The organism is Niveispirillum sp. SYP-B3756 (assembly GCF_009495745.1).
GTDB lineage: Bacteria > Pseudomonadota > Alphaproteobacteria > Azospirillales > Azospirillaceae > Niveispirillum.
In genome coordinates this window covers 23,469-50,143 of the sequence record NZ_WIDQ01000019.1, presented here as the reverse complement: position 1 = coordinate 50,143, position 26,675 = coordinate 23,469, and the positions used below count along the sequence as shown (strand labels likewise).

Below are 26,675 nucleotides of genomic sequence, written 5' to 3'. Positions count from 1 at the left end.
CTGCCCACCGGCTCCGACTTACAATCCGGCCATGGCCCCGAAGCTCCCCACCAGTGCCGCCACGGCCCGCAAGACCCCGCTCACCCTGGTGAAAGCCACGGGTGCGGTGGAGATCAAGGCCGATGCCGATCTGACCCTGGCGGATCGGCGGCTGTTCAACCATCTGCTGGCCCATGCCTATGAAAGCCTGGGCACGGTGGAAAGCCACGCGATTGAGCTTGCCTCCATCCGCCGTTTCGCCGCAGAGGTGCGGGACGGCACGGCGGATGTGAACAATACCCGCCTGAAGGCCAGCATTGAAACCCTGCAAAAGGTTTTGTGCCAGTTCAACTATCTGCGCTCTGACGGCACGGCGGGCTGGGAAAGCGCGCAGTTGCTGGGGCCGTGCCGGATTGAAGGCGGGGTATTGACCTATACGTTCCATTCCTGGGTGTCGGAACGGCTGAAGGAACCGGCGCTTTATTCCTATCTCTCGCTGCGCATCATCTATGAGTTTGAGAGCAAATATGCGCTGACCCTGTATGAGGTGTTGAAGCGTTACGCCGACCGCAATGCCGCCGAACCCTATTGGCAAACCAAGGTGGAGGAGTTGCGGGCCATCCTGGGCTGTGTCGACAAGCTGAAGGATTGGAAGGATCTGCGCAAATATGCGCTGGACCCCGCCTTGGCGGAAATTGCCCGGCTGGGGGATTTTGAGGCGACCTTGCATGAAATCCGCCAGGGCGGCGGGCGCGGTGGTGGCCGCGTGGTGGGCTGTGTGTTCCGCATCCAGCGCAAAAGCAAACAGGAGGCTGAACAGGCGGTGCGCGAAATCGCCAAGCCCAAGGCGCAGCGCCGGGGTGAACGCGCCGCGCAGAAGGAAGAAGGGGCGTTCGCCGCCCGTGTGGATGCCGCCCTGCGCTTTCTGGAAGGGGCGGAACTGGGCAAGCGGATGGAATGGGCCAAGCGCGCCGAAGAACTGGGCATGACCCTGCCGCCCGCCGCCACGGCCAAGGACAATCTGCGCAAATGGGTGCCGGCCCTGGCCGAGATTGTGGTGGATGAGGAACATTTGCGCGTGCGTGCGCCGGTGGCGGGGCGCGGTGCCAAGGGGGACGCCGGGGCTGCCGCAGCCGATCCGGCCGGCGCCGGGCCGGACTGATAAAAAAGGCGCCAGGGTCATCCCCCTGGCGCCTTGCAGATATCCGCCCTGCTCCCCCCCCCATAACCTGATTGACAGGCCATGGGGGGAGGCGAGGGGGGTTACGAGCCGATGCGGCCGCCATCGGTGCGGCGCACCCACACCACGGACGGGCGGGGATAGTCGCCATCCGGCCATTTGGACTGGCTATTGTCGAACAGGCCTTTGGCATCTTCGCCCGGATGCTGCACCGCAACAAACAGGGAGCTGTTGTCCGGCGACAGCAGCGGGCCGCAGCATTCTGCACCGGCCGGCACCGCCAGGAAGCGCTTGACCGGCACCGGCTGACCCGCCGGCACGGTCAGCGGGGCGGCATAGAGACCGTCATTGAACGGATAGCTGTTGGGCGTACCGTCGGTGGCGATCCAGATATTGCCGCTATTGTCGAAGGTGATGTTGTCCGGGGAGCCGAAACGGTCACCGGTGAAGGTGGAGATGCCCTTCAGCGAGACATTGTCGACGGCCGTCGCACCGGCCGCCGGGTCGCCGGCCAGCAGGAAGATGCGCCAGGTGAAGCTGGTGGCGGCATGGTCGCCATTGGCCTCAGTGATTTCGACAATGTGGCCGGTGCGGTTGGGGCCACGCGGATTGACCGCATCGGCCTTGGCCGGGACGGCACGGCCAGCACCGGAGCGGGCGCTGCTGGTATAGTTGGCGGTGCTGCTGGCGGCCTGACGGCTGCTGTTGTTGGTCAGCACGATATACATCTTGCCATTGCCGTAGAAATCATCATCCACGGGGGCCTGCAGGTCTTCCGGCCGGTCCATCGGGGTGGCGCCCACGGCGTCACCGGCGCGGCGGCTGTTGATCAGCACATCGGCCTGGGTCTGGAAGCGGCGGCTGCCATCGGGATAGGTGGAGGCGGCCAGCTTCGGCCCGGAGACGGCGTCGCTCAGGTCCAGCGGCAGCCAGACACCGGTGCCGTCGGCATTGAAGCGGGCGGCGTACAGCTTGCCGTTTTCCAGCAGGTTCATGTTGGCGGCGCGGTTGCCCGGCGTATAAGTGCCGGCCGACACGAACTTGTAGACATACTCAAAGGTGGTGTCGCAGCCGGAATAGGCCGTCACCGTGTTGGTACCGCGCGTTAGCGCGATGGTGGCGGCTTCATGCTTGAAGCGACCCATGGCGGTGCGCTTCTTCGGGGTGGAGGTGGGATCGTAGGGGTCGATCTCAACCATCCAGCCGAAACGATAGGGCTCGTTCACGCCTTCGGGCTTGCTGCAATCGAAGCGGGTGACGAAATTCTCCCACTTGCGGCCGCTGGCACCCGAGGTGATCGTATAGTCGGTATGGTCCAGGGCCACCTTGGCGTCGGTGATCTTGGAACGGTTGGCGAAATACTGGTCGAAATTCTCTTCCGCCGCCAGATAGGTGCCCCACGGGGTGAAGCCACCGGCGCAGTTATTGAAGGTGCCCAGCACCAGGGTGCCGGTCGGATCGGCCGGGGTCTTCAGCTTGTCATGCCCGGCGGCCGGGCCGGTGATCTGGATCGGCGTGGTGCCGGTGACGCGGCGGTTATAGGGGGAGGTGACGTCGTAGCTCCAGTTATTGTTCAACACCCGGACATTGACGACGCTGACGCCATGCGCCTCGATCTCGACCAGCACCTGATTCTCGCTGCCGGTATAGGTCGGGAACATATTGGTGCCCGACGTATATTCGTGGTTCACGCACATGATGTAGGAAGGATAGGGCAGACGGCCGATCTTGGCCGGGGCGCCGAACCGTTCCGGGAACATGGCGACCATGTCGCAGTTGAAGCCGAAACGCTTGGCCTGATCGGCCGGAGTCTGGTTGTTCGGATCAAAGGCCGGCATCCCGGCAAACAGCGGGTCGCCCCAGCGGATCAGGGTATGGGCCTCGTAACCGGTGGGCACCACCACCATGTCGGCCTTGGATTCACCGATGGAGGTGAAGGTCGGGGCGGCGGTGGCGGCCTTGGCCTCGTCGCCGGTCAGGAAGATGCCGGAGGCGGACAGGGCCGCACCGGCAACAGCGCCGCTGCGCAGAAAGTTGCGACGGCCGATGCTGGCTTCCAACACCTTGTCAAAGGTCTGGTCCGCGCCAATGCCACGTTCTTCAAGATTGTCGCGGTCGATTTCGGGGGTATCGATCTGGCTCACGGACTGTGCTCCCTGGTCTGTTGGAAAGGCCGGCTGACGCGATGTCGCGGGGACGGCATCAACTACACCAATCAAGACGACGATAATTTTGGGAATGTGTGAATATTATATGTCAATTCTGTTGAGTTGACTGATTGTGTCTTAGTGAAAGTATTAGGAATGATTATTAATATCATTTTTTGCCTTTCAAGCCATTGCGGTTTCTCTCACATCAATCCGTAACAAAAGATGGTTAGAAGCGATGACTGTTTCCTCATCTCCGGCCCGGTTCCGGTGCTGGTTGAACATTCTTTTGCATATTCCGGTGACATAAGCGGCTGGTTCCCCTGCCAAAACGGGGCACCGGTCATTGCAAAACCAGGGAAGGTTGGCGGCCACCATGGGCATCACGATCTCTTCGCAGCGTTCCCGGAACGCGGTTCATCGGCTGACGGCCGGCACGGCCATGCTGGTGCTGCTGGCCCTGGCCGGGCCGGCCCTGGCGCAGCAGAGCCTGCCCTCGGCGGCGGAGCCCCGCCGGCCGGACCTGGCGCCGACGCTGCCGCCCGCTGCCCCCAGCCAGGGCGGGATCGAGATTGCACCGGCCCCCGGCAGTGCCCCCATTGCCGGGGCTGCCACCATGCCGCTGACGCTGAACCGCGTGGTGATTGAAGGGGCAGGCGTGTTCGGCCCCGGTGCCTTTGACGATCTGACCCGGGGCATCACCGGCCGCCCCATCACCCTGGCCGATCTGTTCACAGCCGCCGATGCCATCACCGCGCGCTATCGGGAGGCCGGCTGGGTGCTGACCCGTGCCGTGGTGCCGGCCCAGCGGATCAGCGATGGCACCGCCACCATCCGCATCGTTGAAGGCTTCATCGCCCGCACCGTGGTGGAAGGTGATGCCGGCCCGCATAAGGACCGGATCCAGGCCTATCTGGACCGGCTGACCGCTGCCAAACAGCCGGTGAATATCCATGATCTGGAACGCCAGCTTCTGCTGGCCAATGACCTGCCGGGCGTGCGCGCCCGCGCCGTGCTGTCGCCGGCCCCCGGCCAGACGGGCGGGTCGGTGCTGACGGTGAAGCTGGAACATGATCCGGTGCAGGCCTATGCCAGCATCGATAATCGCGGCTCGGAATATACTGGCCCCTGGCGCCTGCTGGCCGGTGCCGTCTTCAACGGTGCCAGCGATGGCGGCCGCTTCCTGATCAGCGGCGTCACAGCGCTCAGCGATACGGACGAACAGCAAGGCCTGACGCTGGGTTTCGACCAGTTGGTCGGCAGCGACGGCACCCTGCTGGGCATCCGGGCCGGGGTGCAGCGCGGCAATCCCGGCTATACGCTGGCCCCGCTGGACGTGTCGACCCGCGCCAACAGCCTCAGCCTGCGCGCTGCCCATCCGCTGCTGCGCAGCCGGGCCGAGACCCTGGTGCTGGATGGCGAATTCAGCGCCTATGAGACGCGGACCAACTTCTTCGGCCAGCGTTTTGCCGCCGATACGGTGCGCACGCTTTCGGTCGGTGCTGATTTCCGCTCAATCGACCGGTTGGGCGGCAGCAACCATCTGGCGCTGCGGGTGGTGCGGGGGCTGGATGTTTTCAACGCCACCAGCGATACGGCCCCCAACAAGTCCCGCGCCGCCGGTTCAGCCGAATTTACCCGCATGGCGCTGGATGCCGAACGGGTGCAGGTGATATCCGGCCCCTTCACCGCCCGTATCGCCTTGTCGGCGCAGATCGCCGACAAGGCCTTGCTGGCGTCGGAGGAGTTCAAGCTGGGCGGGGCCACCTTCGGGCGCGGCTTTGATGATGGCGAATTGTCTGGCGATGAGGGCGTCGCCGGCTCGCTGGAGCTGCGCTACGCCGTGCCGCTCCGCGCCGGGCCGACCCTGCAGCTTTATGGCTTCTATGATCATGGCAAGGTCTGGAACGATGATCCGGTGACGCTGCTGGATGGGGTGGAACTGGCCTCTGTCGGTGGCGGCCTGCGCGCCAACCTGACGGACAATCTGTCCGCCGACCTGCAGGTGGCCAAGCCCCTGCGCCGCGATGTGGCGACCAAGGGCGACCGTGCCGCCCGCTTCTTTGCCGCCTTTACCGCCCGCTTCTGATCCGTCGGCGCCTTTTTCAGGGGGAACATCCCATGGTCCGTGACATGCTCTCCAGCCGCCGCCATCTGCTGGCCGGTTCCGCCCTTACCGGCGTGTTGGCCCTGGCGATGCCCGCCGGCGCCAACCCCAGCGACCCCACCATTGTGCATGGCACGGTGGGCTTCGCCGGCAGCGGCCCGGTGCTGGAGGTGACGCAGGGCAGCGACAAGGCCATCATCGATTGGCGCAGCTTCGCCATCGCCAATGGTGAGGTGACGCGCTTCATCCAGCCCGGCAGCGGCGCCATTGCGCTGAACCGGGTCACCGGCGATCAGGCTTCCGTGCTGAATGGTCAATTGACGGCCAATGGGCAGATTTTCCTGATCAATCCCAATGGCATCCTGTTCGGTGCCGGGGCCCAGGTGGATGTGGCCGGGCTGGTGGCCACCACCGCCAATATCGACAATCAGAAATTCCTTTCCGGTGATTACCGGTTCGATATCGCCTCCCCGCTGGCCGGGGCCGCAGTGGTCAATGAAGGCCGCATCAACGCCGGCATGGCCGCGCTGGTCGCACCGCATGTACGCAACAGCGGTACTATCACAGCCGAACTGGGCACCGTCTCCCTGGGTGCTGCACAGCGCTTCACGCTGGATCTGGCGGGCGACGGGCTGATCAGCTTTGATGCCGGCAGTGCCGTCGATGGGGCGAAGCTGGAACAGGCCGGCCGCGTCAGCGGCGCCACCGTACTGCTCTCCGCCGCCACGGCGGCGCGGGTGGTGGATAATGTCATCGACATGACCGGCGTGGTGGAAGCGCGCGGCGCCTATCGTGACGGCGGCGACATTGTGCTGGATGGCGGTGCGGGCGCCATTGCCGTTTCCGGCACGCTGGATGCCAGCGGGCCGGTCGGCGGCGGCAATATCCAGGTGGGCAGCGCCCAGACCAGCCGGCTGGATGTGACCGCCACCGCCGCCATGCGCGCCGATGCCACAGAGAATGGCAGCGGCGGCCATGTCACCTTGATGTCGGCGGAACAGACGCGCTTTGCCGGCAGCATCAGCGCCAAGGGGGCCGGGGCAGGGCAGGGCGGCAATGCGGAGGTTTCCTCTGCCGGCCGCCTTTCCTATCAGGGGCGCACCGATCTGACGGCAGAGAGTGGCGTCAAGGGCACCCTGCTGCTGGACCCCAAGAACATCATCGTGGCCGCCACGGGCAGCAGCGATGTGGCCGGCAATGATGGCTTTGGGGAGAATGCCGGGTCTGACGCCACGCTGAGCGCCGCCGCCGTGGTGGCGGCGCTGAATGGTGCCAATCTGGTGCTGCAGGCCAATAACGATATCAGCGTCAATGCGGCGGTGAATGCCTCGGCCAATGCCGGGGCCGGTGACCTGACGCTGCGGGCCGGGCGCTCGGTGGCGCTGAATGCCGATGTGACGCTGAAGGGCGGCCTGTCGGTGCTGGCCAACGATCCCGCAGCACTCGCCGCACAGCGCGACCCCGGCACCGGTTCCATCAGTGTGGCCAGTGGCGTGACGGTCACCACCAGCGGCGCACAATCCTATCAGGGTGACCTCAGTCTGGCCGGTAATCTGGTTGGCAGCGGCAGCGGGGCCATCGGCATTACCGGCGCCCTGTCGGTCGGCGGTTTGGCCGGCATCGTCACCGCCGGCGGTGCGGCCGACAATGTCACGGTGAGCAACGGCACCAACGGCCCCGGCTTCCTGCTGGTGGATGCTGGTGCTGGCAGCGTTTCGCTCGGCACCGTTGGCGCTGCGCAGGCCCTTTCCGGCCTGTCGCTGAAGGGCGGCAGCGTGATTGTCGGTGATGTCACCACCACGGGGCGGCAGGATTATGCTGGCGCTGTACGGCTGGCCGGCAATCTGGTGAGCACAACGGGCGGCACCATCCGCCTCGGTGGCCCGGTGACCTTGACGGGCGACAGCGCCATCGTCAGCGCCGGTGCGGCGGGTGACGATATCCGCTTTACCAGCACGGTGAACGGTCCCTATGCCCTGGTGACCGATGCCGGCAAGGGCGCCGTCAGCTTTGGCGGTGCCGTTGGCAACATGGCGGCGCTGAAGTTCCTCTCCGCCGGCGGTGCGACCGTCACGGTGGCCGATGTCACCACGACGGGTCAGCAGGATTATGCCGGTGCCATGCGGCTGGCCGGCAATCTGGTCAGCACAACGGGTGGTTCCATCCGCCTCGGCGGGTCGCTGATCCTGACGGGCGATAGCGCCATCGTCAGCGCCGGTGCGGCGGGCGACGATATCCGCTTCACCTCCACCGTGAATGGCGGCTACGCGCTGGTGACCGATGCCGGCAAGGGCGCCGTCAGCTTTGGCGGTGCCGTTGGCGGCGCGACGGCGTTGAAGTTCCTCTCGGCCGGCGGTGCAACCGTCACGGTGGCCGATGTCACCACGACGGGCCAGCAGGATTATGCCGGTGCCATGCGGCTGGCCGGTAACTTGGTCAGCACGAAAGGCGGCACCATCCGCCTCGGTGGCCCGGTGACGCTGACGGGCGACAGCGCCGTCGTCAGCGCCGGTGCGGCGGGTGACGATATCCGCTTCACCGGCACGGTGAATGGCGGTTACGCGCTGGTGACCGATGCCGGCAAGGGTGCTGTCAGCTTTGGCGGTGCCGTTGGCAACATGGCGGCGCTGAAGTTCCTCTCCGCTGGTGGCGACACTGTCACGGTGGCTGATGTCACCACGTCGGGTCAGCAGGATTATGCCGGTGCCATGCGGCTGGCCGGTAACTTGGTCAGCACGAAAGGCGGCACCATCCGCCTCGGTGGCCCGGTGACGCTGACGGGCGACAGCGCCATCGTCAGCGCGGGGGCAGCGGGTGACGATATCCGCTTTACCTCCACGGTGAACGGTGCTTACGCGCTGGTGACCGATGCCGGCAAGGGCGCCGTCAGCTTTGGCGGTGCCGTTGGCAACATGGCGGCGCTGAAGTTCCTCTCGGCCGGCGGTTCGACCGTCACGGTGGCCGATGTCACCACGACGGGTCAGCAGGACTATGCTGGCGCTGTCCGCTTGGCTGGTAACTTGGTCAGCACGATGGGCGGCCCCATCCGTCTTGGCGGCCCGGTGACGCTGACGGGAGACAGCGCTATCGTCAGTGCCGGTGCGGCGGGTGACGATATCCGCTTTACCTCCACGGTGAATGGCGCTTACGCGCTGGTGACCGATGCCGGCAAGGGTGCTGTCAGCTTTGGCGGTGCCGTTGGCAACATGGCGGCGCTGAAGTTCCTCTCCGCTGGTGGCGACACTGTCACGGTGGCTGATGTCACCACGTCGGGTCAGCAGGATTATGCTGGTGCTGTTCGGCTGGCCGGTAACTTGGTCAGCACGAAAGGCGGCACCATCCGCCTCGGCGGCCCGGTGACGCTGACGGGTGACAGTGCGGTTGTCAGCGCGGGGGCAGCGGGTGACGATATCCGCTTTACCTCCACGGTGAACGGTGCTTACGCGCTGGTGACCGATGCCGGCAAGGGTGCTGTCAGCTTTGGCGGTGCCGTTGGCAACATGGCGGCGCTGAAGTTCCTCTCCGCTGGTGGCGACACTGTCACGGTGGCTGATGTCACCACGTCGGGTCAGCAGGATTATGCTGGTGCTGTTCGGCTGGCCGGTAACTTGGTCAGCACGAAAGGCGGCACCATCCGCCTCGGCGGGTCGCTGATCCTGACGGGCGATAGCGCCATCGTCAGTGCCGGTGCGGCGGGTGACGATATCCGCTTCACCGGCACGGTGAATGGCGGTTACGCGCTGGTGACCGATGCCGGCAAGGGTGCTGTCAGCTTTGGCGGTGCCGTTGGCAACATGGCGGCGCTGAAGTTCCTCTCCGCTGGTGGCGACACTGTCACGGTGGCTGATGTCACCACGTCGGGTCAGCAGGATTACGCGGGTGCTGTGCGGCTGGCCGGTAACTTGGTCAGCACGAAAGGCGGCACCATCCGCCTCGGTGGCCCGGTGACGCTGACGGGCGACAGTGCGGTTGTCAGCGCCGGTGCGGCGGGTGACGATATCCGCTTCACCGGCACGGTGAACGGCGCTTACGCGCTGGTGACCGATGCCGGCAAGGGTGCTGTCAGCTTTGGCGGTGCCGTTGGCAACATGGCGGCGCTGAAGTTCCTCTCCGCTGGTGGCGACACTGTCACGGTGGCTGATGTCACCACGTCGGGTCAGCAGGATTATGCGGGTGCTGTTCGGCTGGCCGGTAACTTGGTCAGCACGAAAGGCGGCACCATCCGCCTCGGCGGCCCGGTGACGCTGACGGGTGACAGTGCGGTTGTCAGCGCCGGTGCGGCGGGTGACGATATCCGCTTCACCGGCACGGTGAACGGTGCTTACGCGCTGGTGACCGATGCCGGCAAGGGCGCCGTCAGCTTTGGCGGTGCCGTTGGCAACATGGCGGCGCTGAAGTTCCTCTCGGCTGGCGGTGCGACCGTCACGGTGGCCGATGTCACCACGACGGGCCAGCAGGATTATGCCGGTGCCATGCGGCTGGCCGGTAACTTGGTCAGCACGAAAGGCGGCACCATCCGCCTCGGTGGCCCGGTGACGCTGACGGGCGACAGCGCCGTCGTCAGCGCCGGTGCGGCGGGTGACGATATCCGCTTCACCGGCACGGTGAACGGTGCTTACGCGCTGGTGACCGATGCCGGCAAGGGCGCCGTCAGCTTTGGCGGTGCCGTTGGCAACATGGCGGCGCTGAAGTTCCTCTCGGCCGGCGGTTCGACCGTCACGGTGGCTGATGTCACCACGACGGGTCAGCAGGATTACGCGGGTGCAGTGCGGCTGGCCGGTAACTTGGTCAGCATGACGGGCGGCACCATCCGCCTCGGTGGCCCGGTGACCTTGACGGGCGACAGTGCGGTTGTCAGCGCTGGTGCGGCGGGTGACGATATCCGCTTCACCGGCACGGTGGATGGCGGTTACGCGCTGGTGACCGATGCCGGCAAGGGTGCTGTCAGCTTCGGCGGTGCCGTTGGCGGCGCGACGGCGCTGAAGCTGCTCTCGGCTGGCGGCACGACCGTCACGGTTGGCAATGTCACCACAACGGGTCAGCAGGATTATGCCGGTACCATGCGTCTGGGCGGTAATCTGGTCAGCACAACGGGCGGCAGCGTCGGTCTTAGCGGCCTGCTCACCCTGACCGCTGACAGCCGCATCAGCAGTGCGGGGGCGGCCAGTGACAATATCCGTCTGGCCGGTGGCATCACCGGCCCTTATCAACTGACCCTCCGCAGCGGCAAGGGCGATACGATTGTGGGTCGGTCGGTCCTCGGCCTCTCCGGCCTGGATGTGGCGGGGGCGATGGTGAGCCTGGGCGGGCCGGTGGAGGTGACCGGCGCGCTGGTGGCCAATGCCGCGCGGCTGAGCACGCTCACCCTGTCGGCCAATACGATTACCTTGACGGGCACGGAAGCGCTGAGTGCCTTGCTGATGGGCGCCAGCCAGGATATCAGCATCAATGCCGGAAAGGGGGCTACCCTGTCCGACATTACCGGCCGTAATGTCACGCTGACCGCTGGTGACAGCCTGACAGCCGGGGCGGTGACTGCGGTGCAGGATGTCACTGTCACGGGGACAAGCAACATCACCCTGGGCACCGTAACGGGCAGCAATCTGGCACTCTCGGCGGGAAGGTCGCTCGCCCTGGCCGGCATCAATGCGCAGAATGCCACGCTGACGGCCGGTACCGATTTTACCGCCTTTGGCCCGTTGCGCCTGAGCCGGACGCTGGAGCTGGTGACCAATGGCCGGGCCAATGCGGGAACCGTGGAGGTAGGAGCCCTGACCTATCGCGGCAGCGGCCTGTTCAGCGCCAATGGCAGCATTGCCGGCATCAGCGGGCCTGACGCTGCCGATCTGGTGCAGGTGGCGGGCAGCCGCACCGGCACCTATCTGTTCGCCGGCCGCCCGGTCTATGGTCTGGGTGCCCTGGTGGAACGCCAGCGGCTGGATGTGCTGGTGGTGGATACCGGCCTGGAAACCGGCCGTGATGATGGCCGCCAGCATCCGCTGCGGCTGGACCCGGCCGCCGCCGCTGCGGCCGACCCGCTGATCACTTTCAAGGACTGATACCAATCTCCCTTGATCGTGACCGATCAAGGGAGATTTCGCGTTCCCTCCGCGCCGGGCCAGCGGTCGCTGGCCTCCAATCCGCCGGGTTTGTTGAAAATTCGATTGCTGATGCAAGAACTTGGAGACCGGTCGCACGGTGGTTATTTTGAGAGCGCGGTCCGTCTGGAACCACCAGTACAAGATCAGCAGCAGATGGTCTGCCAGACGCTTGAGGTTGACTACGGCGGCGGCGAGGTAGGCCTGGATTTGCATGTTGTCGAGGCTGCGACGGATGCCGGCCCTGGCCCGATGGCATCCGTCTGCTTGCGGGTCGATCCAGATGGGTACCGGCAGGAAGCAGGTGATAATGCCGACATTTGCCAGGGCGTGGCGCGACGGCCAAACTGAGGTGAAGCATCTGCTGCCGGCCAGTGCCAGGGGCAGCAGCAACTGGTCCGCCAGATTGGGTCCGGTTGCGGCCCCGCTTTCCATCAGCCGCGCAGCTGGCGGGGCCGCATTCAGGGCTAGACGGGCCTCTAGTACCTGCCGTTCCCCGAACCCCACCACCATCGAAAATCATCTTTTCCCTACCCTTTGACGCACACGATCTGTTTCAGCGTGTGTACGATTTCCACCAGATCGGCCTGGGCTGCCATCACCGCCTCGATCGGCTTGTAGGCCATGGGCGTTTCGTCGATGACGTCGGCGTCCTTGCGGCATTCCACACCCTCGGTGGCCCGGACATGCTCCTCCACCGTGAAGCGCCGCCGCGCCTCGTGCCGCGACATGGCGCGGCCCGCCCCGTGGGAGCAGCTTTCAAAGCTGTCGGGGTTGCCCCGGCCGCGCACGATATAGGAGCGCGTACCCATGCTGCCGGGGATGATGCCCATCTCGCCTGCGCCGGCGCGCACAGCACCCTTGCGGGTGACGATGAGGTTCTGGCCGAAATGCTGCTCCCGCTGCACATAATTGTGGTGGCAGTTGATGGCCTGCACCTCGGCCCCGAAGGGTTTGGTGATGACCCGGGCCAATGCTGACATGGTGTGGACCATCATCATCCGCCGGTTCAGCGCCGCGAATTCCTGGGCCCAGCCCACAGCCTCGACATAGTCGTTGAAATGGTCGGTCCCTTCCGGGAAATAGGCCAGATCCTCATCCGGCAGGTTGATGAACCAGCGGCGCATGTCCTTCTTTGCCAGCTCGATGAAATGGGTGCCGATGACATTGCCGACCCCGCGTGAGCCGGAATGCAGCATCACCCAGACCCGGTCCGCCTCATCCAGGCACAGTTCCACGAAATGGTTGCCAGTCCCCAGCGTGCCCAGATGCGTGACATGGTTAGCCTTGGCCAGCGCTGGATAATTCGCCGTCAGGCGGCCGAACCGTTCCGCCAGGGTCTGCCAGGCGGCGACCACCTCGGCCGGTGGCTCGCCTCAGGAGCCCTTGTCGCGGTTGCCACGGCCCACGGTCCGGCCATGCGGGACCGCGCGTTCGATGGCGCTGCGGATGCCTTCCAGGCTGTCGGGCAGGTCGGATGCGGTCAACGTCGTCTGCGCCGCGCACATGCCGCAACCGATATCGACGCCCACAGCGGCCGGGATGATGGCGCCCCGGGTCGGGATCACCGATCCGACGGTGGCGCCGATGCCGCTATGGACGTCGGGCATGGCCGCGACATGGCCGAAGATGAAGGGCATACGGGCGGTGGCGCGCAACTGCTCCCTTGCCGTTTCCTCCACCAGCACGCCACGCGTCCACATCTTCACCGGTACGCCGCCTTCTACCGGCATCACATCATAATGGCGTTCACTCATGATCGGGCTCATTGAAGCCATATTGTTCTTTGCATGAAAAGGCGGGCGGGGGCGACAAGGATTGGTGGAACATTTCCTGCTCTACCGGGCTTGAGCTACGGTACCGCCTTGCAGCGGTGCCGGAGGGATTCGAACCCCCGACAGGGAAATACGATGGAGTTCCACCGGCATTCGCCCCCGCCGCGACAGTCCCGGCGGCAAGGGATTGGCAGGACAATACTGAGCTACGCGGGATTGCCCCCCGGGTGGCGTTGAACCACCGACCTCCCGCCCTACGGCGGGTGCTCTTACCATGGAGTCCTGCCGGCATCCGCCGGGGCTGCGCCCCGGCCCGGCCGGTTGGGCGGCGACAAGAAGGTGATGGGACGGGACACCGGCGAAATTCCAGTGTGAGGGGTATCAATCCCTCCAGGTTTGGAGATGTAGTCCCATCTTCATTCGCCGCCCGGTCCAGCCGGGCCTGTTCAGATCACCACGCTGTCGATTTCCGCCACCCAGAGGTCGGGATGTCCCTTGCCCTGGGCAAAGCGGTTGATGCTGTCGAACACGGCGTCGGTGAAGCCACCGATATTCAGGATATCCTCGCCGTCCGGCGCCTGGGTGGTGCCATAGGGCTGGATATCCAGGCAGACCAGCCTTGCCGCTGGGTGGCGGGCCTTCAGCTTTCGCCACTCGGCCAGCATGGGCGTGCCGTTAGCCCGCTGCTGCCGCCAGCTTTCATAATCCGACACCAGGATCACCAGATCGGGCCGCGCCCTCTCCGCGTTCAACAGCGCCAGCGGGGCCGCGCAGTCGGTGCCCCCGCCGCCGATGGCGGCCAGCCGTCTGGCATTTTCCGCCACCGGCAGATCCGCCCCCAGTTCGACCGGAACGACCCTGAAGTCGAACGGCAGGATGCGCGTGCCGGCATTGACCTGCATCAGCGCCGCAGCGGTCAGGGCCGCGACATCGATGCAGCGGACGCTGCTGGTTGCCCCCTTGCGCTGTCCCGTCAGGGCGCTGCCCATCGATCCCGACACGTCGGGACAGACGACCACGCGCCCGGCAAGGGCCGGCACATGGCGCAGGGAATGTTGTAAGGCCACCTCCAGGGCCGCCTGCACGATCTCCGGCACATCCTTCGTCACCTGACCGCGGGCCATCATGATCTGGAACGGCTGCACCCCGGTTGCCGCGACGGCCTGTGCATCGGACAGCCGGGCCGCCACCTTTTCCGCCGTGCCGGGCACGGTGAAGGCGCCATGGCGGGCCAGGCTGTTCAGGTTGATGCGCAGCGCCTGCCAGCCCATGCGGCTGGCAAGCAGGGCCCAATCCTCCCGCGTCAGCGGCAGTGCCGTCAGCCACTCGAACGGCACGTCGGGTAAATCCAGGGTACGGTCACGTTTCCACGCCTCGAACGCTCGTACCGGTTCGGGCAGCAGCGCCTCCTGATACGGTTTGCCGATCAACCAGCCGTAAAAGGCCTCACGCTCCGGCGTCGCCGGACGCGGATGCACCATGCGGATAATATCGGCCAGCGACGGGCTGCTGCCCGTGGCGGCGCGCAACAGGGTGCGGGTATCGGCTTTTTCCAGCCATTCCCGTACCAGCCGCTTTGGCCGCGTCCCCAGCGATTTGCGCCCCACCGTGCCCGACCGCAGGATCTGCACGACAGTGCGCAGCATCCGGCCATTATCGATGACACGGCCAAAGATGCGGGGCACCAGGTCAGGTTCCTGCACCGTCAGACGGGCCAGCAGCAGGGCCGGCATATCCTTCATCCCGCCTCGTTCGCGGGCATAGACGGCCAGCTTGGCCAGAAACGCTGGCGGCACCTTGCCGGACAGCGCCAGAACCCGGGCCAGCTGGTCCGCATCGCTGGTATAAAAATTGTGGTTCAGGCAGCCCGTGACCGCCAGTTGGGCCAGGTGATGGCGCGGGCCGAAGGCATAGGCCGGGGCACCCGCCTGATTGCGCGTATCGGTGGCGGGCATCAGCCGCCCCATGACCGACGCGAACAATCCGTTATTCGCCATGTTCCCCCTCCTTCCTTCAGTCATCGCCGCGGTCTTTGCCGCCTGCATGGCCTCTCTAATCGCAAGGGGTGTGCCAACGGCTGGAAGGGGACGGAAAATTTCCAAAAATGGCGGAAACACTGGGATTTTTTCTTTATTGCCGGGTTCCGGCATCGTCAATCAGATGATATTCTGATATCGTATTTATAAATTTGGATAAGAAGATGAAGCGCACGGTCGTGATCGGCGTCCTGGGCACGGTCCTGGACTTTGTGGGCAGGGGCAAGGACCGGTGGAGCCGCTGGCGCCCGACCGTCAGCGTCTGTATGCAGGATGATCTGCGGATCGACCGGTTCGAACTGCTGCACGACACGCACAGCCAGGGGCTGGCCCGGCAGATCGGTGAAGATATCGGTGCGGTGTCGCCGGCGACGGCGGTACGGCCGCACATCATGGCGCTGCGCAATCCATGGGATTTCGAGGAAGTATATGGAAAGCTTCTGGATTTCGCCCGTGCCTATCCGTTCGACACGGAGGCAGAGGATTACCTGATCCACATCACCACCGGCACCCATGTGGTGCAGATCTGCCTGTTCCTGCTGACGGAGGCGCGGTTTCTGCCGGGCCGGCTGCTGCAATCCAGTCCGGACAAGGCCAGCAAGGCCGCGGCGGCGGGTCGGGTCAGTACCATTGACCTGGATCTGTCGCGCTATGACAGCATCGCCACCCGGTTCCAGGCACAGGTACTTGAAGCGACATCCTTTCTGAAATCCGGCATTTCGACACGCAACGCCGCCTTCAACCGCATGATCGACCGGATTGAACAGGTGGCGATCCGGTCCCGCGCGCCCATCCTGCTGCAGGGGCCAACCGGGGCCGGCAAATCACAGCTGGCCCGCCGCATCTATGACCTGAAACGCCAGCAGCACCAGATCGCCGGACCGTTTGTGGAAGTGAACTGCGCCACCCTGCGCGGCGACGGGGCCATGTCGGCCCTGTTCGGTCATCGCAAAGGTGCCTTTACCGGTGCGGCCAGCGACCGGCCCGGACTGTTGCGCACCGCCGACAAGGGAATGCTGTTCCTGGACGAGATCGGGGAGCTGGGCCCGGATGAGCAGGCTATGATCCTGCGCGCGGTGGAGGACAGACGCTTTCTGCCCGTGGGATCGGACAGGGAGGTCGAAAGTGATTTCCAGCTGATCGCCGGCACTAACCGCGATCTGGGGGCCGAGGCAGCGGCGGGCCGCTTCCGGGAAGACTTGTTCGCCCGCCTGAACCTGTGGACCTTCGAGCTGCCGGGACTGGCGGAGCGGCGGGAGGATATTGAACCCAATCTGGAATTTGAACTGGACCGTTTCGCCGCCCGCGAAAGCACCCGCGCCACCTTCAACGCGGAGGCGCGGCGTCTCTACCTGGCCTTTGCCACCGATGCCGCCACGCCCTGGACCGGCAATTTCCGTGACCTGTCGGCCAGCATCACCCGCATGGCCACACTGGCGCCTGGCGGGCGCATCAATGCCGACATCGTGGCGGATGAGATTGCCGGCCTGCGCCGACGCTGGCGCGGGTCGGCATCCGCTCAGGGTGACGACGGGCTGGTGGCGCTGCTGGGGGAAGCGGGGCTGGCTAACCTCGACCTGTTCGATCGTTGCCAACTCGCCACCGTTGTCAGGGTCTGCCGTGACAGCCGGTCATTGAGCGAGGCGGGGCGCGTGCTGTTCGGGGCCTCCCGCGTCAGCCGGAAAAGCGTCAATGACGCCGACCGTCTGCGCAAATATCTGGCCCGGTTTGACCTGACCTGGGACGATTGCCGCAAACCGGCCTGATACCAAGCCTCCTGAATGTTGCCCTTAGGTGGCTTGGAGGCCGGCGACCGCTGGCTCAGCACCCCCATGGGCACGTAAGCCAAACTGCCGGACGGCAGCGCCCGGCGCTGAGGGAACGCAAAACCTCCCCGGATCGGTCATGATCAAGGAAGATTGGCCTTGAGACCAGGGAACGAAAGGAAAGGCCCCGGCGAAGCCCAACCGCCGGGGCCTTTTTTTGCGGGTATCCGCGAGGTCAGCGCAGCGGCTGAATCCCCTTCAGCCGTGTCATCAGTTCCGCCGTCACCGCCTCGGCCTCATGCTCATCGCGGATAACGCGCGGGGTGATGAAGACGATCAGTTCGGTGCGGGTCTTGGTGGAGCGCTTTTCCCCAAACAACGCGCCGACGCCCGGCAGGGAGGAGAGCAGCGGGATGCCGTCGCGCCCGCTTTCCTGGGTTTCAGAGATCAGGCCGCCCAGCACCACCGTCTGTCCGCTGTCCACCGCCACGTTGGAGGTGATCTGGCGCTGCGAGATCGTGGGCGTCAGGTTGCCGCTGTTGCGCGTGCCGGAAACGTTGGAGATTTCCTGATAGACCTCCATCGTCACCTTGCCACTCTGGCTGATGCGGGGCACCACGCGCAGGATGACGCCGGTATTGACATAATCGACCGAGCTGACGATGGGCGAATTGGCATTATCCACCGACTGGGTGGTGCGGGTCAGCACCGGCACCCGGTCGCCCACCAGCAACTGCGCCACCTGGCTGTCCAGCACCACCACCTGGGGGGAGGAAATGACGCGCACATCGGTAACCTGATCCAGGGCCGACAGCACGACGCGCGGATCGCCATTGCTGGACAGCACCAGATTGAAGCCCGGCACCTTGCTGATCGGGCGCAGGCTGCTGCTGGTACTGTTCAGGGTGAAGCCGCCCTGCACATCGCCGCCATCCCCCCGGAAATAGCTCTGCACCCCATAGCGCAGCTGGTCATTCAGCGTGACCTCGGCAATCGTTGCCTCAATCAGCACCTGGGAGGGGGCGACATCCAGCTTGGCCACCGCCTCCCCGATAATCTCCGCCTGCCGGGGCTTGGCATGGACCAGGATGCTGTTATTGGCCGGGTCGGGGATGATACGCGGGGTATCGTCGCCGCTGCCCGGCGTCGGCTCCGGTGGGGCCGCCCCGCCGGCATCGGCGCTGATGGCTGACAGCCGGGCGGCATTGTCGGCCATGGCGGTGCTGTTGCCGCTGGCGGTACTGCTGGTGCCCGTCCCGCTGCTGCTGTTGACCGATGGCAGCGGCATGGCCTTCATGGTGGGCGCGGTGGCATCCGTCGCCGCACCGGTGAACAGCCTGTTCAACAGCTTGGCCACACGGGTGGCATCGGCATGGGTCAGGCTGAAAATCCGCAGCCGGGCCGTATCCATGTCCCCGCCATCCAGCCGGCGCACCCAGCCGGCGGCCGTTTCCAGCCGGGCGGCATCGCTGGCAATCACCAGCACCGCATTCAGCCGCTCCACCGGCAGCAGGCGCAGGCTGGGGTCGGCATCGCCCTGGGCGCCCAGAATCGCCTCCAGCTCCCGCACCAGCGGGGCGGGGCTGGCCTGCGTCAGCGGGAACAGGCCAGCGGAACGGCCGGCCATCCAATCCACATCAAAACCGCGCAGCAGATCGGCCGCCGCCTGCCGCTCCGGCGCCGGCCCGCTGACCAGCAGCAGACCCAGGCGCGGGTCGGCGGTGACAGTACCATTCTTCACCAGCGGCGCCACCAGCCCCTGCGCCACATCCGGGGCGATATGGCGCAGGGGCAGCACGGAAACGGCCAGACCCGGGGCGCTGGGGCTGGCCAGCCCCAGCGTGCGGGCATTGCCCGCCGCTTCGGCCTGCGGCAGCACGGCAAGCGTGCCATCCCCGCCGCGCACCAGCACGGCCCCCTGACCGGCCAGCACATTTTCCAGCAGGCGCAAAGCTTCCCGCGGGGAGAGTTCCCGCCCGCTGTCAATGCTGACCGTGCCAAGCAGGGCGGGGGAGATGCTGTGCGCCATCCCCAGCATGTCGCCCAGCACCGTATCCACCACAAGGGCCAGCGGCGCATCAGTGAAGCGCAGATGCAGCGCCGGCCCCGGCGGTACGGCCAGTTCATCGGCCCCCACCGGGACCGGCGGGCGGCTGCCCTTGACGATCACCGGGGCGGGGCTGCTGTGGCTGGTCACCGGTTTGGGCGCGGTCCCCTCCGCCCCGCCCTTGGGGGCCGCCAGCGACAGGTGATCCAGCGTCAGTGGCGGCGGCGCGTCCCCCTGGCGGCTGGCGCAGGCGGACAGCAGCAGAACAAGGGCCATGGTGCTGGCACCGGCCCGCAACCCGGCCCGTAGAGAAGAAATGGTGCGCATCATCATCCCGGCATCTGGTGGCGCCGGAAAGTGCCGCCGGGGGCCGCATCAAGACAAGGATTATTCACGCCCGTCATTAATCTGTAATCAAAGCGTCGTCTGTAATATTTTTGTCAAATACACGACGCGAAACCATTGCAGAAATAAGTCATATGGAAGGTGAATGCGGCAAATCCGCCGCCAACTCTGATTCAGAGCCGATGACAATATTGGATATCCTGTTGGCGGAGCGCCGCCTGGATGATGGCGAGCGTCAGCGGGTGCTGGCCCTGTCGGCGGCCGATGGGCGGCCGCCGGATCAGGTGCTGCTGGACCTTGGGCTGGTCACGCCGCTGGAGCGGGCCGCCGCCCTGGCCCGCCATTATGCGGTGCCACTGTTGCGCGGCGACGATCTGGCCGATGATCTGCCCGACAGTGCCGGCCTGTCGCCGCATTGGCTGCTGTCCCACCGGCTGCTGCCGGTGGGACAGGATGATAACGGCCTGCTGCTGGCCGCCGTCGATCCGGTGGCGGCCGATGTGCTGGAGGTGGTGGAACTGGCGCTGGGGCAGCAGCCCCGGCTCTGTTTCATGCCGCTGCCGGAATGGGAGGCAGCGTTCCAGGCCCGCCATGGCGGGGGGGGCAGCGCCCTGGACCGTATCCTGGATGATGCCGCCGCCGATCAGGCGCTGGAAGAGGCGGCGCTGGACCGGCTGAAGGATCAGGCCAGCGAGGCCCCGGTGGTGCGGCTGGTCGCTCATCTGATTGATGAGGCGGTGAAGGCCCGCGCCTCCGACATTCATATCGAACCTTTTGCCGATGCGCTGGTGCTGCGCTACCGCATCGATGGGGTGTTGCATAACCGCCCGCCGCCACCGCCCAGCCTGACCCGCGCCCTGGTCAGCCGGATCAAGATCCTGGCCGGGCTGGATATTGCCGAACGCCGCTTGCCGCAGGATGGACGGGTGCGCCATCGCATGGGCGGGCGGCTGGTGGATTTGCGTGTTTCCACCTTGCCCACCGTGCATGGTGAAAGCGTGGTGATCCGCGTGCTGGATGGTTCTGTCGGGGCCATGGAACTGTCCGGCCTGGGGCTGGATGCGGTGGATGAGGCGGCGTTGCGCCGGATGATGGCCAGCCCGCACGGGCTGGTGCTGGTCACCGGCCCCACCGGCAGCGGCAAGACCACCACGCTCTATGCCGCCCTGCGCCTGATCGATGCCGCCACCCGCAAGGTGCTGACGGTGGAAGACCCGGTCGAATATCAGATGGCACGGGTCAATCAGGTGCAGGTGCATCCCGCCATCGGGCTGGGCTTTGCCACGGTGCTGCGCTCCATGCTGCGGCAGAACCCGGATGTCATCCTGGTGGGGGAAACCCGCGACACGGAAACGGCCGACATCGCTGTGCAGGCGGCCCTGACCGGGCATCTGGTGCTGACGACGCTGCACACCAATTCCGCTGCCGGGGCGGTGACGCGGCTGCTGGAAATGGGGGTGGAGCCATTCCTGATCGCCTCCACCCTGCGCGGGGTGGTGGGGCAGCGGCTGGTCCGCCTGCTCTGCCCCCGCTGCAAGGCGCCGGAACCGGCGGACGCGGCGGCCCTTTCCGCCCTGCGCGAGGCCGGGTTGCTGGCAGCGGGGGCTGCGGCCCCGCTGCTGCTGGGCCCGGTCGGCTGCCCGCATTGTGGCGGCACCGGCTATGCCGGCCGCATTGGCATTTTTGAGATGGTCCGCCTGGATGAAACCCTGCGCCGGCTGGTCGTGGACCGCGCCTCCACCGGCGCGTTGGAGGCGGCGGCGCGCGCGGCGGGGATGCGCTCCATGCGCCAGCATGGGCTTTCCCGCGTGCTGGCCGGGCTGACCAGCTTTGCCGAGGTGGCGCGCGTGACCGAGATGGCGGACTGACCCCCCATGCCGGAATTCCACTATACCGCGCTGGATGGCGGCGGGCAGCAGCGCAGCGGCCGGCGGCAGGCCAGCGATGCCGCCGCCCTGCTGGACTGGCTGCGCGGCCAGGGCTGGTTGCCGGTAAAGGTGGCCCCGGTGGGGCGGCGGCTGATCCTGCCGGCGGGGCCGGGGGTGGGCGATCTGCTGCTGTTCAGCCGGGAACTGCGCCTGTTGCTGAAGGCCGGACTGCCGCTGGAACGCGCATTGGCCCTGCTGGCCGATGGGCTGGCCCCGCCCCCCTTGCGCGCCGGCCTGCGGGAGGCGCTGGAACGGCTGCGCGGCGGGGCAGGGCTGGGGGAGGCGCTGGCGCGGGCCGGCGGTTTCCCGCCGCTTTACGCCGCCATGGTGCGGGCCGGCGAAGGGGCCGGTGCCCTGGATATGGTATTGGAGCAACTCTGTTTATTGCTGGAGCGGCAGCGGCGGGTGACGCGCGCCGTCACGTCGGCCCTGATCTATCCGGCGGTGTTGTGTTTCGTCGCCGTCGGCTCCCTGCTGCTGTTGCTGCTGCATGTGGTGCCGCAATTCGCGCCCTTGTTCGCCAATGCCCACAAGGCCCTGCCACCGGCGACAGAGCTGGTGCTGGCCCTGTCCGGCTTCATGCTGGCCTGGGGCGATCTGGCCATGGTGGGGCTGCTGGCCCTGGGGCTGTTGGGCTGGCTGGTCTGGCGGCGGCCGGGGCTGGCCCCCTGGCGCGACCGCACCTTGCTGCGGCTGCCGCTGGTCGGCGGCATGGCGCTGATGGCCGGGCTGGCCCGGCTGGCGCGCGGCCTGTCGGTGCTGCTGCGGGCCGGCGTGGCCCTGCCGCGCGCCCTGGAACTGGCAGCCGACATGGCGGGCAACCGCGTGCTGTCCGCCACCCTGCTTTCCATGCGCGACGGGGTGCGCGACGGGCGCGGGTTGACCGCCGCCCTGCCGCCCGGCCACCCGCTGCCCGATCTGGCCGTCACCCTGATCGGCGTGGGTGAGCAGAGCGCCCGGCTGGCCGAGGTGCTGGAACAATTGGCGGAGATGTATGAGGACAAGCTGGAAACCGCCATCAAGCGTTTCCTGGCTTTGCTGGAACCGGCCCTGATCCTGCTGCTGGCGCTGTTTGTCGGCGGCATCGTCGTTTCCATCCTGTTGGCCCTGGTATCGATCAATGACCTGCCTTTCTGAGCGGCCCCGCCACCGGCAGGCGGGCTTCACCTTGCTGGAAATGCTGGTCGTGCTGCTGCTGCTGGGCGTGGCGACGGCTTTGGTGGCGCCACGTCTGGCATCCGGTGGGGCCAGGCTGGATGGCGATACGCGCCTTCTTGCCAGCCGGCTGGCCGCCGCCCGCGATCAGGCCGTGCGCCAGGGCCGCGCGGTGGAGATCAGCCTGGATGCGCGCGGGCTTTCCCAAGGCACCAGCCTGACCGTGGCGGGGGAGGTGGAGCGGGGGGCGGATGGGCTGGCCCGGCTGCGCTTCCTGCCCGATGGCAGCGCCAGCGGGGCGGAAATCCGGCTGCGGGGCCCGCACGGGGGCGAACGCGCCATCGCTGTGGACTGGCTGACCGGCCGGGTGGTGCATGATGCGCGCTGACCGACGCGGACAGGCGGGCTTTACCCTGCTTGAGGCGATGCTGGCCCTGCTGCTGCTGGCCCTGGTGCTGGGCCCGGCCTATAGCCTGATGTCCGGCGGCGGGCGGGCGGCGCGGTCGGTGGAACGGCGCGCGCTGGCCCAAAGCATTGCCGAGGCGCAGTTCGCCGCCCTGGGCGTGGAACAGCGCCTGACACCCGGCGATTATCCGGGCCATAGCGGGGACTGGCGCTGGACCCTGCGCGTGACCCCGCGCCTGGACCCGCCCTTTGATGCCGCCGCCGCGCGCGGCATGGCAGCATATCGGGTGGAAATCAGTGTGGCTGATGCGGCGGGGCCGGTGCTGTCACTGGCCACCACCAAGCTGGTGGCGGCACCATGAGGCGGCCGTTGCGCAAGAAGCAGGCGGGTTTCACCCTGCTGGAAGCCATGGTGGCCCTGATCGTGCTGGGGCTGGTGCTGGCGGTGGCGGCCACAGCACTCGGCACCATGGGCCGGGCACGCGGCCGGGTGATGGCGCAGGCCGACCGGGCGGAGGATATGTTCCTGCTGCGCGATGTGCTGCGCCGGCAGATCAGCCGCGCCCTGCCCTTGACCGAGCTGGCCCCCGGCGGTGAACGGTACTGGCTGGTGGCCAGGGCTGAAAGGCTGGAATTCCCGCTGGTCGATGCGCCGCTGCCGGGCCGGGGCGGGCTGGCCTTTGCCGCCATTCTGGTGGAGAAAGGGCGGCTGCTTTATCGCCAGACCCGGCCCGGCCAGCCGCCTTATCAGACCGTGCTGGCGGAAGGCGATTACCGCTTCCGCCTCTCCTATCGCGGGGACGATCCGCGTCAGGGCTGGGTGTCGGATTGGGCCGATGCCAAGCACTGGCCCCGGCTGGTGCGCCTGTCGGTGGAAGCGGGCGGGCGGGAGATGCCGGCCCTGGTGGTGCCGGTGCGGGCCGATACCGACCGGGGCTGTGTGCTGACACTGGGGGAGGGCTGGTGCCGTGACCGCCAGGGTTGACCAACAACGTTCCCGCCAGCGTGGCATCGCCTTGCCGATGGCGCTGTGGGTGGCGATGGGGCTGGCCCTGCTGGCCGCCGGCATCGCCACTACGGCAGAACGCGCCATCAACCGGCAGATCGGGGCCGACCAGATCGCCGTCGCCCGCGCGCTGCTGGAAACCGGCCTCAGCCATGGCGTGATGCTGGCCGTGCATCCCGACCCTGCCCGCCGCCTGCCCGCCAATGGCACCCCGCTGACGGTGACAGAACCGGAAGGCACGTTGACCCTGCGTTTGTGGGACGAGGCGGGGCGGTTGGATTTGAACCGCACCCCATCGGCGCGCCTCCTGGCGGTGGCCGGGGCCCTGCTGCCGGCGGCTGACTTGTCGGCGCTGACCCAGGCGCTGCAGCGCCGCCGCCAGACGGGGGAACCCTGGCACAGCGTGCTGGAATTGGGGTCGGCCCTGTCACCCGATGGCTTCGCCCGGCTTTATCCCTGTCTGACCGTGCATGGGCCGGCCATGGCGGATGGCAAGCTGCGCCTGTCCGCCATGGCACCGGGCCTGCGCGCCCGCTGGCCGGGGCTGGCCGGGCTGCGGGATACCGACGCGGCGTCCCTGGCCGCCCTGGGTCTGATGCAAGGCGGGCCGCCCAGCAGCCTGTTCACCCTGCGCGTGGCCGCCCGTACCCCGGATGGCGCGCTGGCCACGGCGGAAGCCGTGGTCTGGATCACCATTCAGGGCACCCAGGCTTTCCGCATTCTGGAATGGCGCGAGCCGGCACCGGAGATCCGTTTGATGGAAGAGGCATCATGAACAGCGCGGGCGACATGCTGCGGCGGCTGGCCGGCTGGTGGTGGCAGCGCACCAAACAGGCCCTGCCGGCCTGGCTGGTGGCCGATGGGCCGGAACCGGCCCGCTGGCAGTGGGATGGCACAATACTGACCCCGCCCGCCGGGGGCACCCCCCGGCATAAGCGGCCCTGGCGGCTGCTGCTGGGCGATGTGCGTCCCCTGGTGCTGGAACGCGAATTGCCGGCAGGGGCGGCCGCCCATCTGCGCCGGGTGGTGGGGATGCAGTTGGGCCATTGGACGCCGCTATCCGCCGATGCCGCCCTTTATGATGCGCAGGTGGCGGGGCCGGCGGCGGATGCCGGCCAGTTGCGGGTGCGGGTCTCCCTGCTGGCCCGCAGCCGGTTGGCCCCGGCCCTGACGGCAGCAGCGGCCCAGGGCCTGCCGCTGCCCGAGGGCGTGATGCTGGCCGATGGCAGCCTTCTGCCCTTTGGCGAACCGAAGGGTGCCAGGGTACCGCCGCGTCTGCTGCTGCTGGCTTTGTTATTATTGGCCCCGCCTTTGTCGCTGGCCGTGCTGCAGGAGGGCCGCCTGTCGCAGTTGCGCACCGAATTGGCGGCCGGCGAGATGGAGGCGGCACAGGCCCGCAGCCTGGGCATCCGGCTGGCCCGGCTGCGGACGGAAACCCTGGCCGCCGTCAGCGCCCGCCGGGCCACCCCCAGCATGGTGCTGCTGCTGGACCGGTTGAGCCGGCTGCTGCCCGACAACAGCTATCTGACGGAACTGCGTCTGGAAGGCGGGCGGGTGCATCTGCTGGGCTATAGCGGTGATGGGGCGGCATTGCCGGCCCTGCTGGCCACCGCCCCCGGCCTGCAGGATGTGCGGTTTGAAGCCGCCTTGCTGCGGGCCGATGCCGGGCGCGACCGTTTCCACCTTTCCTTGATGGTGAGCGCCGATGAACCCGCTTGAACGGAGGCTGGCCGATCCGGTCGCCGCCCGCCGGCTCTATCTGGGTATCAGCGCCGGGCTGGGGCTGTTGTTCCTGCTGCTGCTGGTCTGGCCGCTGGCCGACCTGCTGCTGGAACAGCGGGCCGCCATCCAGGCCGCTGAGCTGCAGCGCCAGGCCCAGGGCACCCTGGCCGGGCGGGTGGAAAAGCTGCTGGCCGAACAGGCGGCGCTGGCCACCCTGGATGGCTTGCCGGCGGATTACCTGCCCGGTGACAGCCCCGATCTGGCCGCCGCCAACCTTCAGGCCCTGCTGGGCCAGCGGCTAGCCGCTGTGGGCGGGCGGCTGATCGGCACCGGGCTGGTGGAACCGGCCGACCTGCCGGAAGGCGCCGGCGGCGATCAGCGTATCACCGCCCGGCTGGATGCCGCCCTCAGCCATGCCCAGTTGCGTGACCTGCTGCTGGGGCTGGAAGGCGGGCAGCCACGGTTGATCGTGGTGGGGATGCGGCTGGCAGCGGGTGGGGAGGCCGGTGCTCCCCTGTCGCTGACGCTGACTGTGAGCGGTCTGCGCAAGCCGGTGCCGGGGGGTGCGGAATGATGAAACGGGTTTTGCTTTTGGGGTTGTTGCTGTCCGCGCCGCTGCCGGCCCCCGCCGCTGATCCGCTGGCGGATGCGGAATATCACCTGCCGCCGCCGGCCAGCCTGTCGGCCCTGGTGGAACGGCCTTTGTTCACGCCATCGCGCCGGGGGGAGGCGACGGCCGCCCCCGCCAGCCCCGCCCCATCGGGGGAGCTGCGGCTGGTCGGCGCGGTGGTGGGCCGCAAAGGCGGGGGCCGCGCCCTGCTGCTGCGGGATGGCGTGGCCCGGCCCTGGCTGCCGGGGCAGGAACAGGCCGGCTGGCGCCTGCTGGCGGTGGAGCCGGGGGGCGTGCGGCTGGCCGGGGCCGAAGGTGCTGAAATCCGGCTGCCCGTGGGCGCTGTGCTGCCACATTCACCGTAAGTAA

Annotated in this window: 19 protein-coding genes; 14 read left to right on the top strand and 5 right to left on the bottom strand. The window is 67.1% G+C overall.

Annotation, left to right across the window (positions count from 1 at the left end; all coding sequences use genetic code 11):
* Positions 1-31: 31 nt before the first annotated feature.
* Complete coding sequence (locus GE253_RS22680) at positions 32-1,141, top strand: replication initiation protein (RefSeq protein WP_173012780.1); 1,110 nt, start codon at positions 32-34, stop codon at positions 1,139-1,141.
* Positions 1,142-1,242: 101 nt separating this feature from the next.
* On the opposite strand, the gene GE253_RS22675 is transcribed toward GE253_RS22680, so the two are convergent.
* Complete coding sequence (locus GE253_RS22675; RefSeq protein ID WP_211101553.1) at positions 1,243-3,303, bottom strand: PhoX family phosphatase; 2,061 nt, start codon at positions 3,301-3,303, stop codon at positions 1,243-1,245.
* Between the two features lie 379 nt (positions 3,304-3,682).
* Between GE253_RS22675 and GE253_RS22670 the strand changes: the two genes are divergently transcribed.
* Genes GE253_RS22670 through GE253_RS22660 form a run of 3 tightly spaced genes read left to right on the top strand, consistent with a single transcriptional unit; the run spans position 3,683 to position 11,862 of the window.
* Entirely contained in the window at positions 3,683-5,395 is a 1,713-nt protein-coding gene (locus tag GE253_RS22670; protein ID WP_153206422.1) for a ShlB/FhaC/HecB family hemolysin secretion/activation protein, read from the top strand.
* A 32-nt stretch (positions 5,396-5,427) separates the two neighbouring features.
* Positions 5,428-11,472, top strand: a complete 6,045-nt coding sequence (locus GE253_RS22665) for a filamentous hemagglutinin N-terminal domain-containing protein (protein ID WP_153206421.1) — start codon at positions 5,428-5,430, stop codon at positions 11,470-11,472.
* A 12-nt stretch (positions 11,473-11,484) separates the two neighbouring features.
* Positions 11,485-11,862, top strand: coding sequence for a hypothetical protein (locus GE253_RS22660; protein WP_153206420.1), 378 nt, complete (start codon positions 11,485-11,487; stop codon positions 11,860-11,862).
* A 179-nt stretch (positions 11,863-12,041) separates the two neighbouring features.
* Here the strand turns inward: GE253_RS22660 and GE253_RS26600 are convergent, their stop codons facing one another.
* From GE253_RS26600 to GE253_RS22650, 3 genes are all read right to left on the bottom strand, one after another.
* Positions 12,042-12,869, bottom strand: a complete 828-nt coding sequence (locus tag GE253_RS26600) for an RtcB family protein (RefSeq protein ID WP_348770936.1) — start codon at positions 12,867-12,869, stop codon at positions 12,042-12,044.
* An 18-nt stretch (positions 12,870-12,887) separates the two neighbouring features.
* On the bottom strand, positions 12,888-13,268 hold the full coding sequence (locus GE253_RS26595) for an RtcB family protein (RefSeq protein WP_282183253.1): 381 nt from the start codon (positions 13,266-13,268) through the stop codon (positions 12,888-12,890).
* Positions 13,269-13,732: 464 nt separating this feature from the next.
* Positions 13,733-15,283 carry an RNA-binding protein gene (locus GE253_RS22650; protein WP_153206419.1) on the bottom strand — a complete coding sequence of 517 codons (1,551 nt, stop codon included), beginning with the start codon at positions 15,281-15,283 and terminating at the stop codon, positions 13,733-13,735.
* Positions 15,284-15,486: 203 nt separating this feature from the next.
* Here GE253_RS22650 and rtcR point away from each other — a divergent pair, with 203 nt between their 5' ends.
* Positions 15,487-17,088: an RNA repair transcriptional activator RtcR gene (gene rtcR, locus GE253_RS22645; RefSeq protein ID WP_153206418.1), complete on the top strand. Its 1,602-nt coding sequence runs from the start codon at positions 15,487-15,489 to the stop codon at positions 17,086-17,088.
* A gap of 235 nt (positions 17,089-17,323) precedes the next feature.
* Here the strand turns inward: rtcR and gspD are convergent, their stop codons facing one another.
* Positions 17,324-19,468: a type II secretion system secretin GspD gene (gspD, locus tag GE253_RS22640; protein ID WP_153206417.1), complete on the bottom strand. Its 2,145-nt coding sequence runs from the start codon at positions 19,466-19,468 to the stop codon at positions 17,324-17,326.
* A 194-nt stretch (positions 19,469-19,662) separates the two neighbouring features.
* Between gspD and GE253_RS22635 the strand changes: the two genes are divergently transcribed.
* The 9 genes from GE253_RS22635 to GE253_RS22595 are packed head-to-tail and all read left to right on the top strand — an operon-like array spanning position 19,663 to position 26,671.
* Complete coding sequence (locus tag GE253_RS22635) at positions 19,663-21,348, top strand: GspE/PulE family protein (RefSeq protein ID WP_173012779.1); 1,686 nt, start codon at positions 19,663-19,665, stop codon at positions 21,346-21,348.
* A 6-nt stretch (positions 21,349-21,354) separates the two neighbouring features.
* Positions 21,355-22,545 carry a type II secretion system F family protein gene (locus GE253_RS22630; protein WP_153206415.1) on the top strand — a complete coding sequence of 397 codons (1,191 nt, stop codon included), beginning with the start codon at positions 21,355-21,357 and terminating at the stop codon, positions 22,543-22,545.
* Complete coding sequence (locus tag GE253_RS22625; protein ID WP_153206414.1) at positions 22,529-22,951, top strand: GspH/FimT family pseudopilin; 423 nt, start codon at positions 22,529-22,531, stop codon at positions 22,949-22,951. The genes GE253_RS22630 and GE253_RS22625 overlap by 17 nt, the downstream gene beginning before the upstream one ends.
* On the top strand, positions 22,938-23,330 hold the full coding sequence (locus tag GE253_RS22620) for a prepilin-type N-terminal cleavage/methylation domain-containing protein (protein ID WP_089288456.1): 393 nt from the start codon (positions 22,938-22,940) through the stop codon (positions 23,328-23,330). The genes GE253_RS22625 and GE253_RS22620 overlap by 14 nt, the downstream gene beginning before the upstream one ends.
* The gene (locus GE253_RS22615; RefSeq protein ID WP_153206413.1) at positions 23,327-23,953 is read left to right on the top strand and encodes a prepilin-type N-terminal cleavage/methylation domain-containing protein; all 627 of its coding nucleotides are present in this window, start codon (positions 23,327-23,329) and stop codon (positions 23,951-23,953) included. Before GE253_RS22620 ends, GE253_RS22615 begins: the two co-directional genes overlap by 4 nt.
* Positions 23,937-24,749, top strand: a complete 813-nt coding sequence (locus GE253_RS22610; protein WP_153206412.1) for a hypothetical protein — start codon at positions 23,937-23,939, stop codon at positions 24,747-24,749. The genes GE253_RS22615 and GE253_RS22610 overlap by 17 nt, the downstream gene beginning before the upstream one ends.
* A complete protein-coding gene (locus GE253_RS22605) occupies positions 24,746-25,693 on the top strand; it encodes a PilN domain-containing protein (RefSeq protein ID WP_153206411.1) in 948 nt (315 codons plus the stop codon). Before GE253_RS22610 ends, GE253_RS22605 begins: the two co-directional genes overlap by 4 nt.
* Positions 25,680-26,270: a type II secretion system protein GspM gene (gspM, locus tag GE253_RS22600; protein WP_153206410.1), complete on the top strand. Its 591-nt coding sequence runs from the start codon at positions 25,680-25,682 to the stop codon at positions 26,268-26,270. The genes GE253_RS22605 and gspM overlap by 14 nt, the downstream gene beginning before the upstream one ends.
* Positions 26,267-26,671, top strand: coding sequence for a hypothetical protein (locus GE253_RS22595; RefSeq protein ID WP_153206409.1), 405 nt, complete (start codon positions 26,267-26,269; stop codon positions 26,669-26,671). Before gspM ends, GE253_RS22595 begins: the two co-directional genes overlap by 4 nt.
* Positions 26,672-26,675 lie beyond the last annotated feature (4 nt).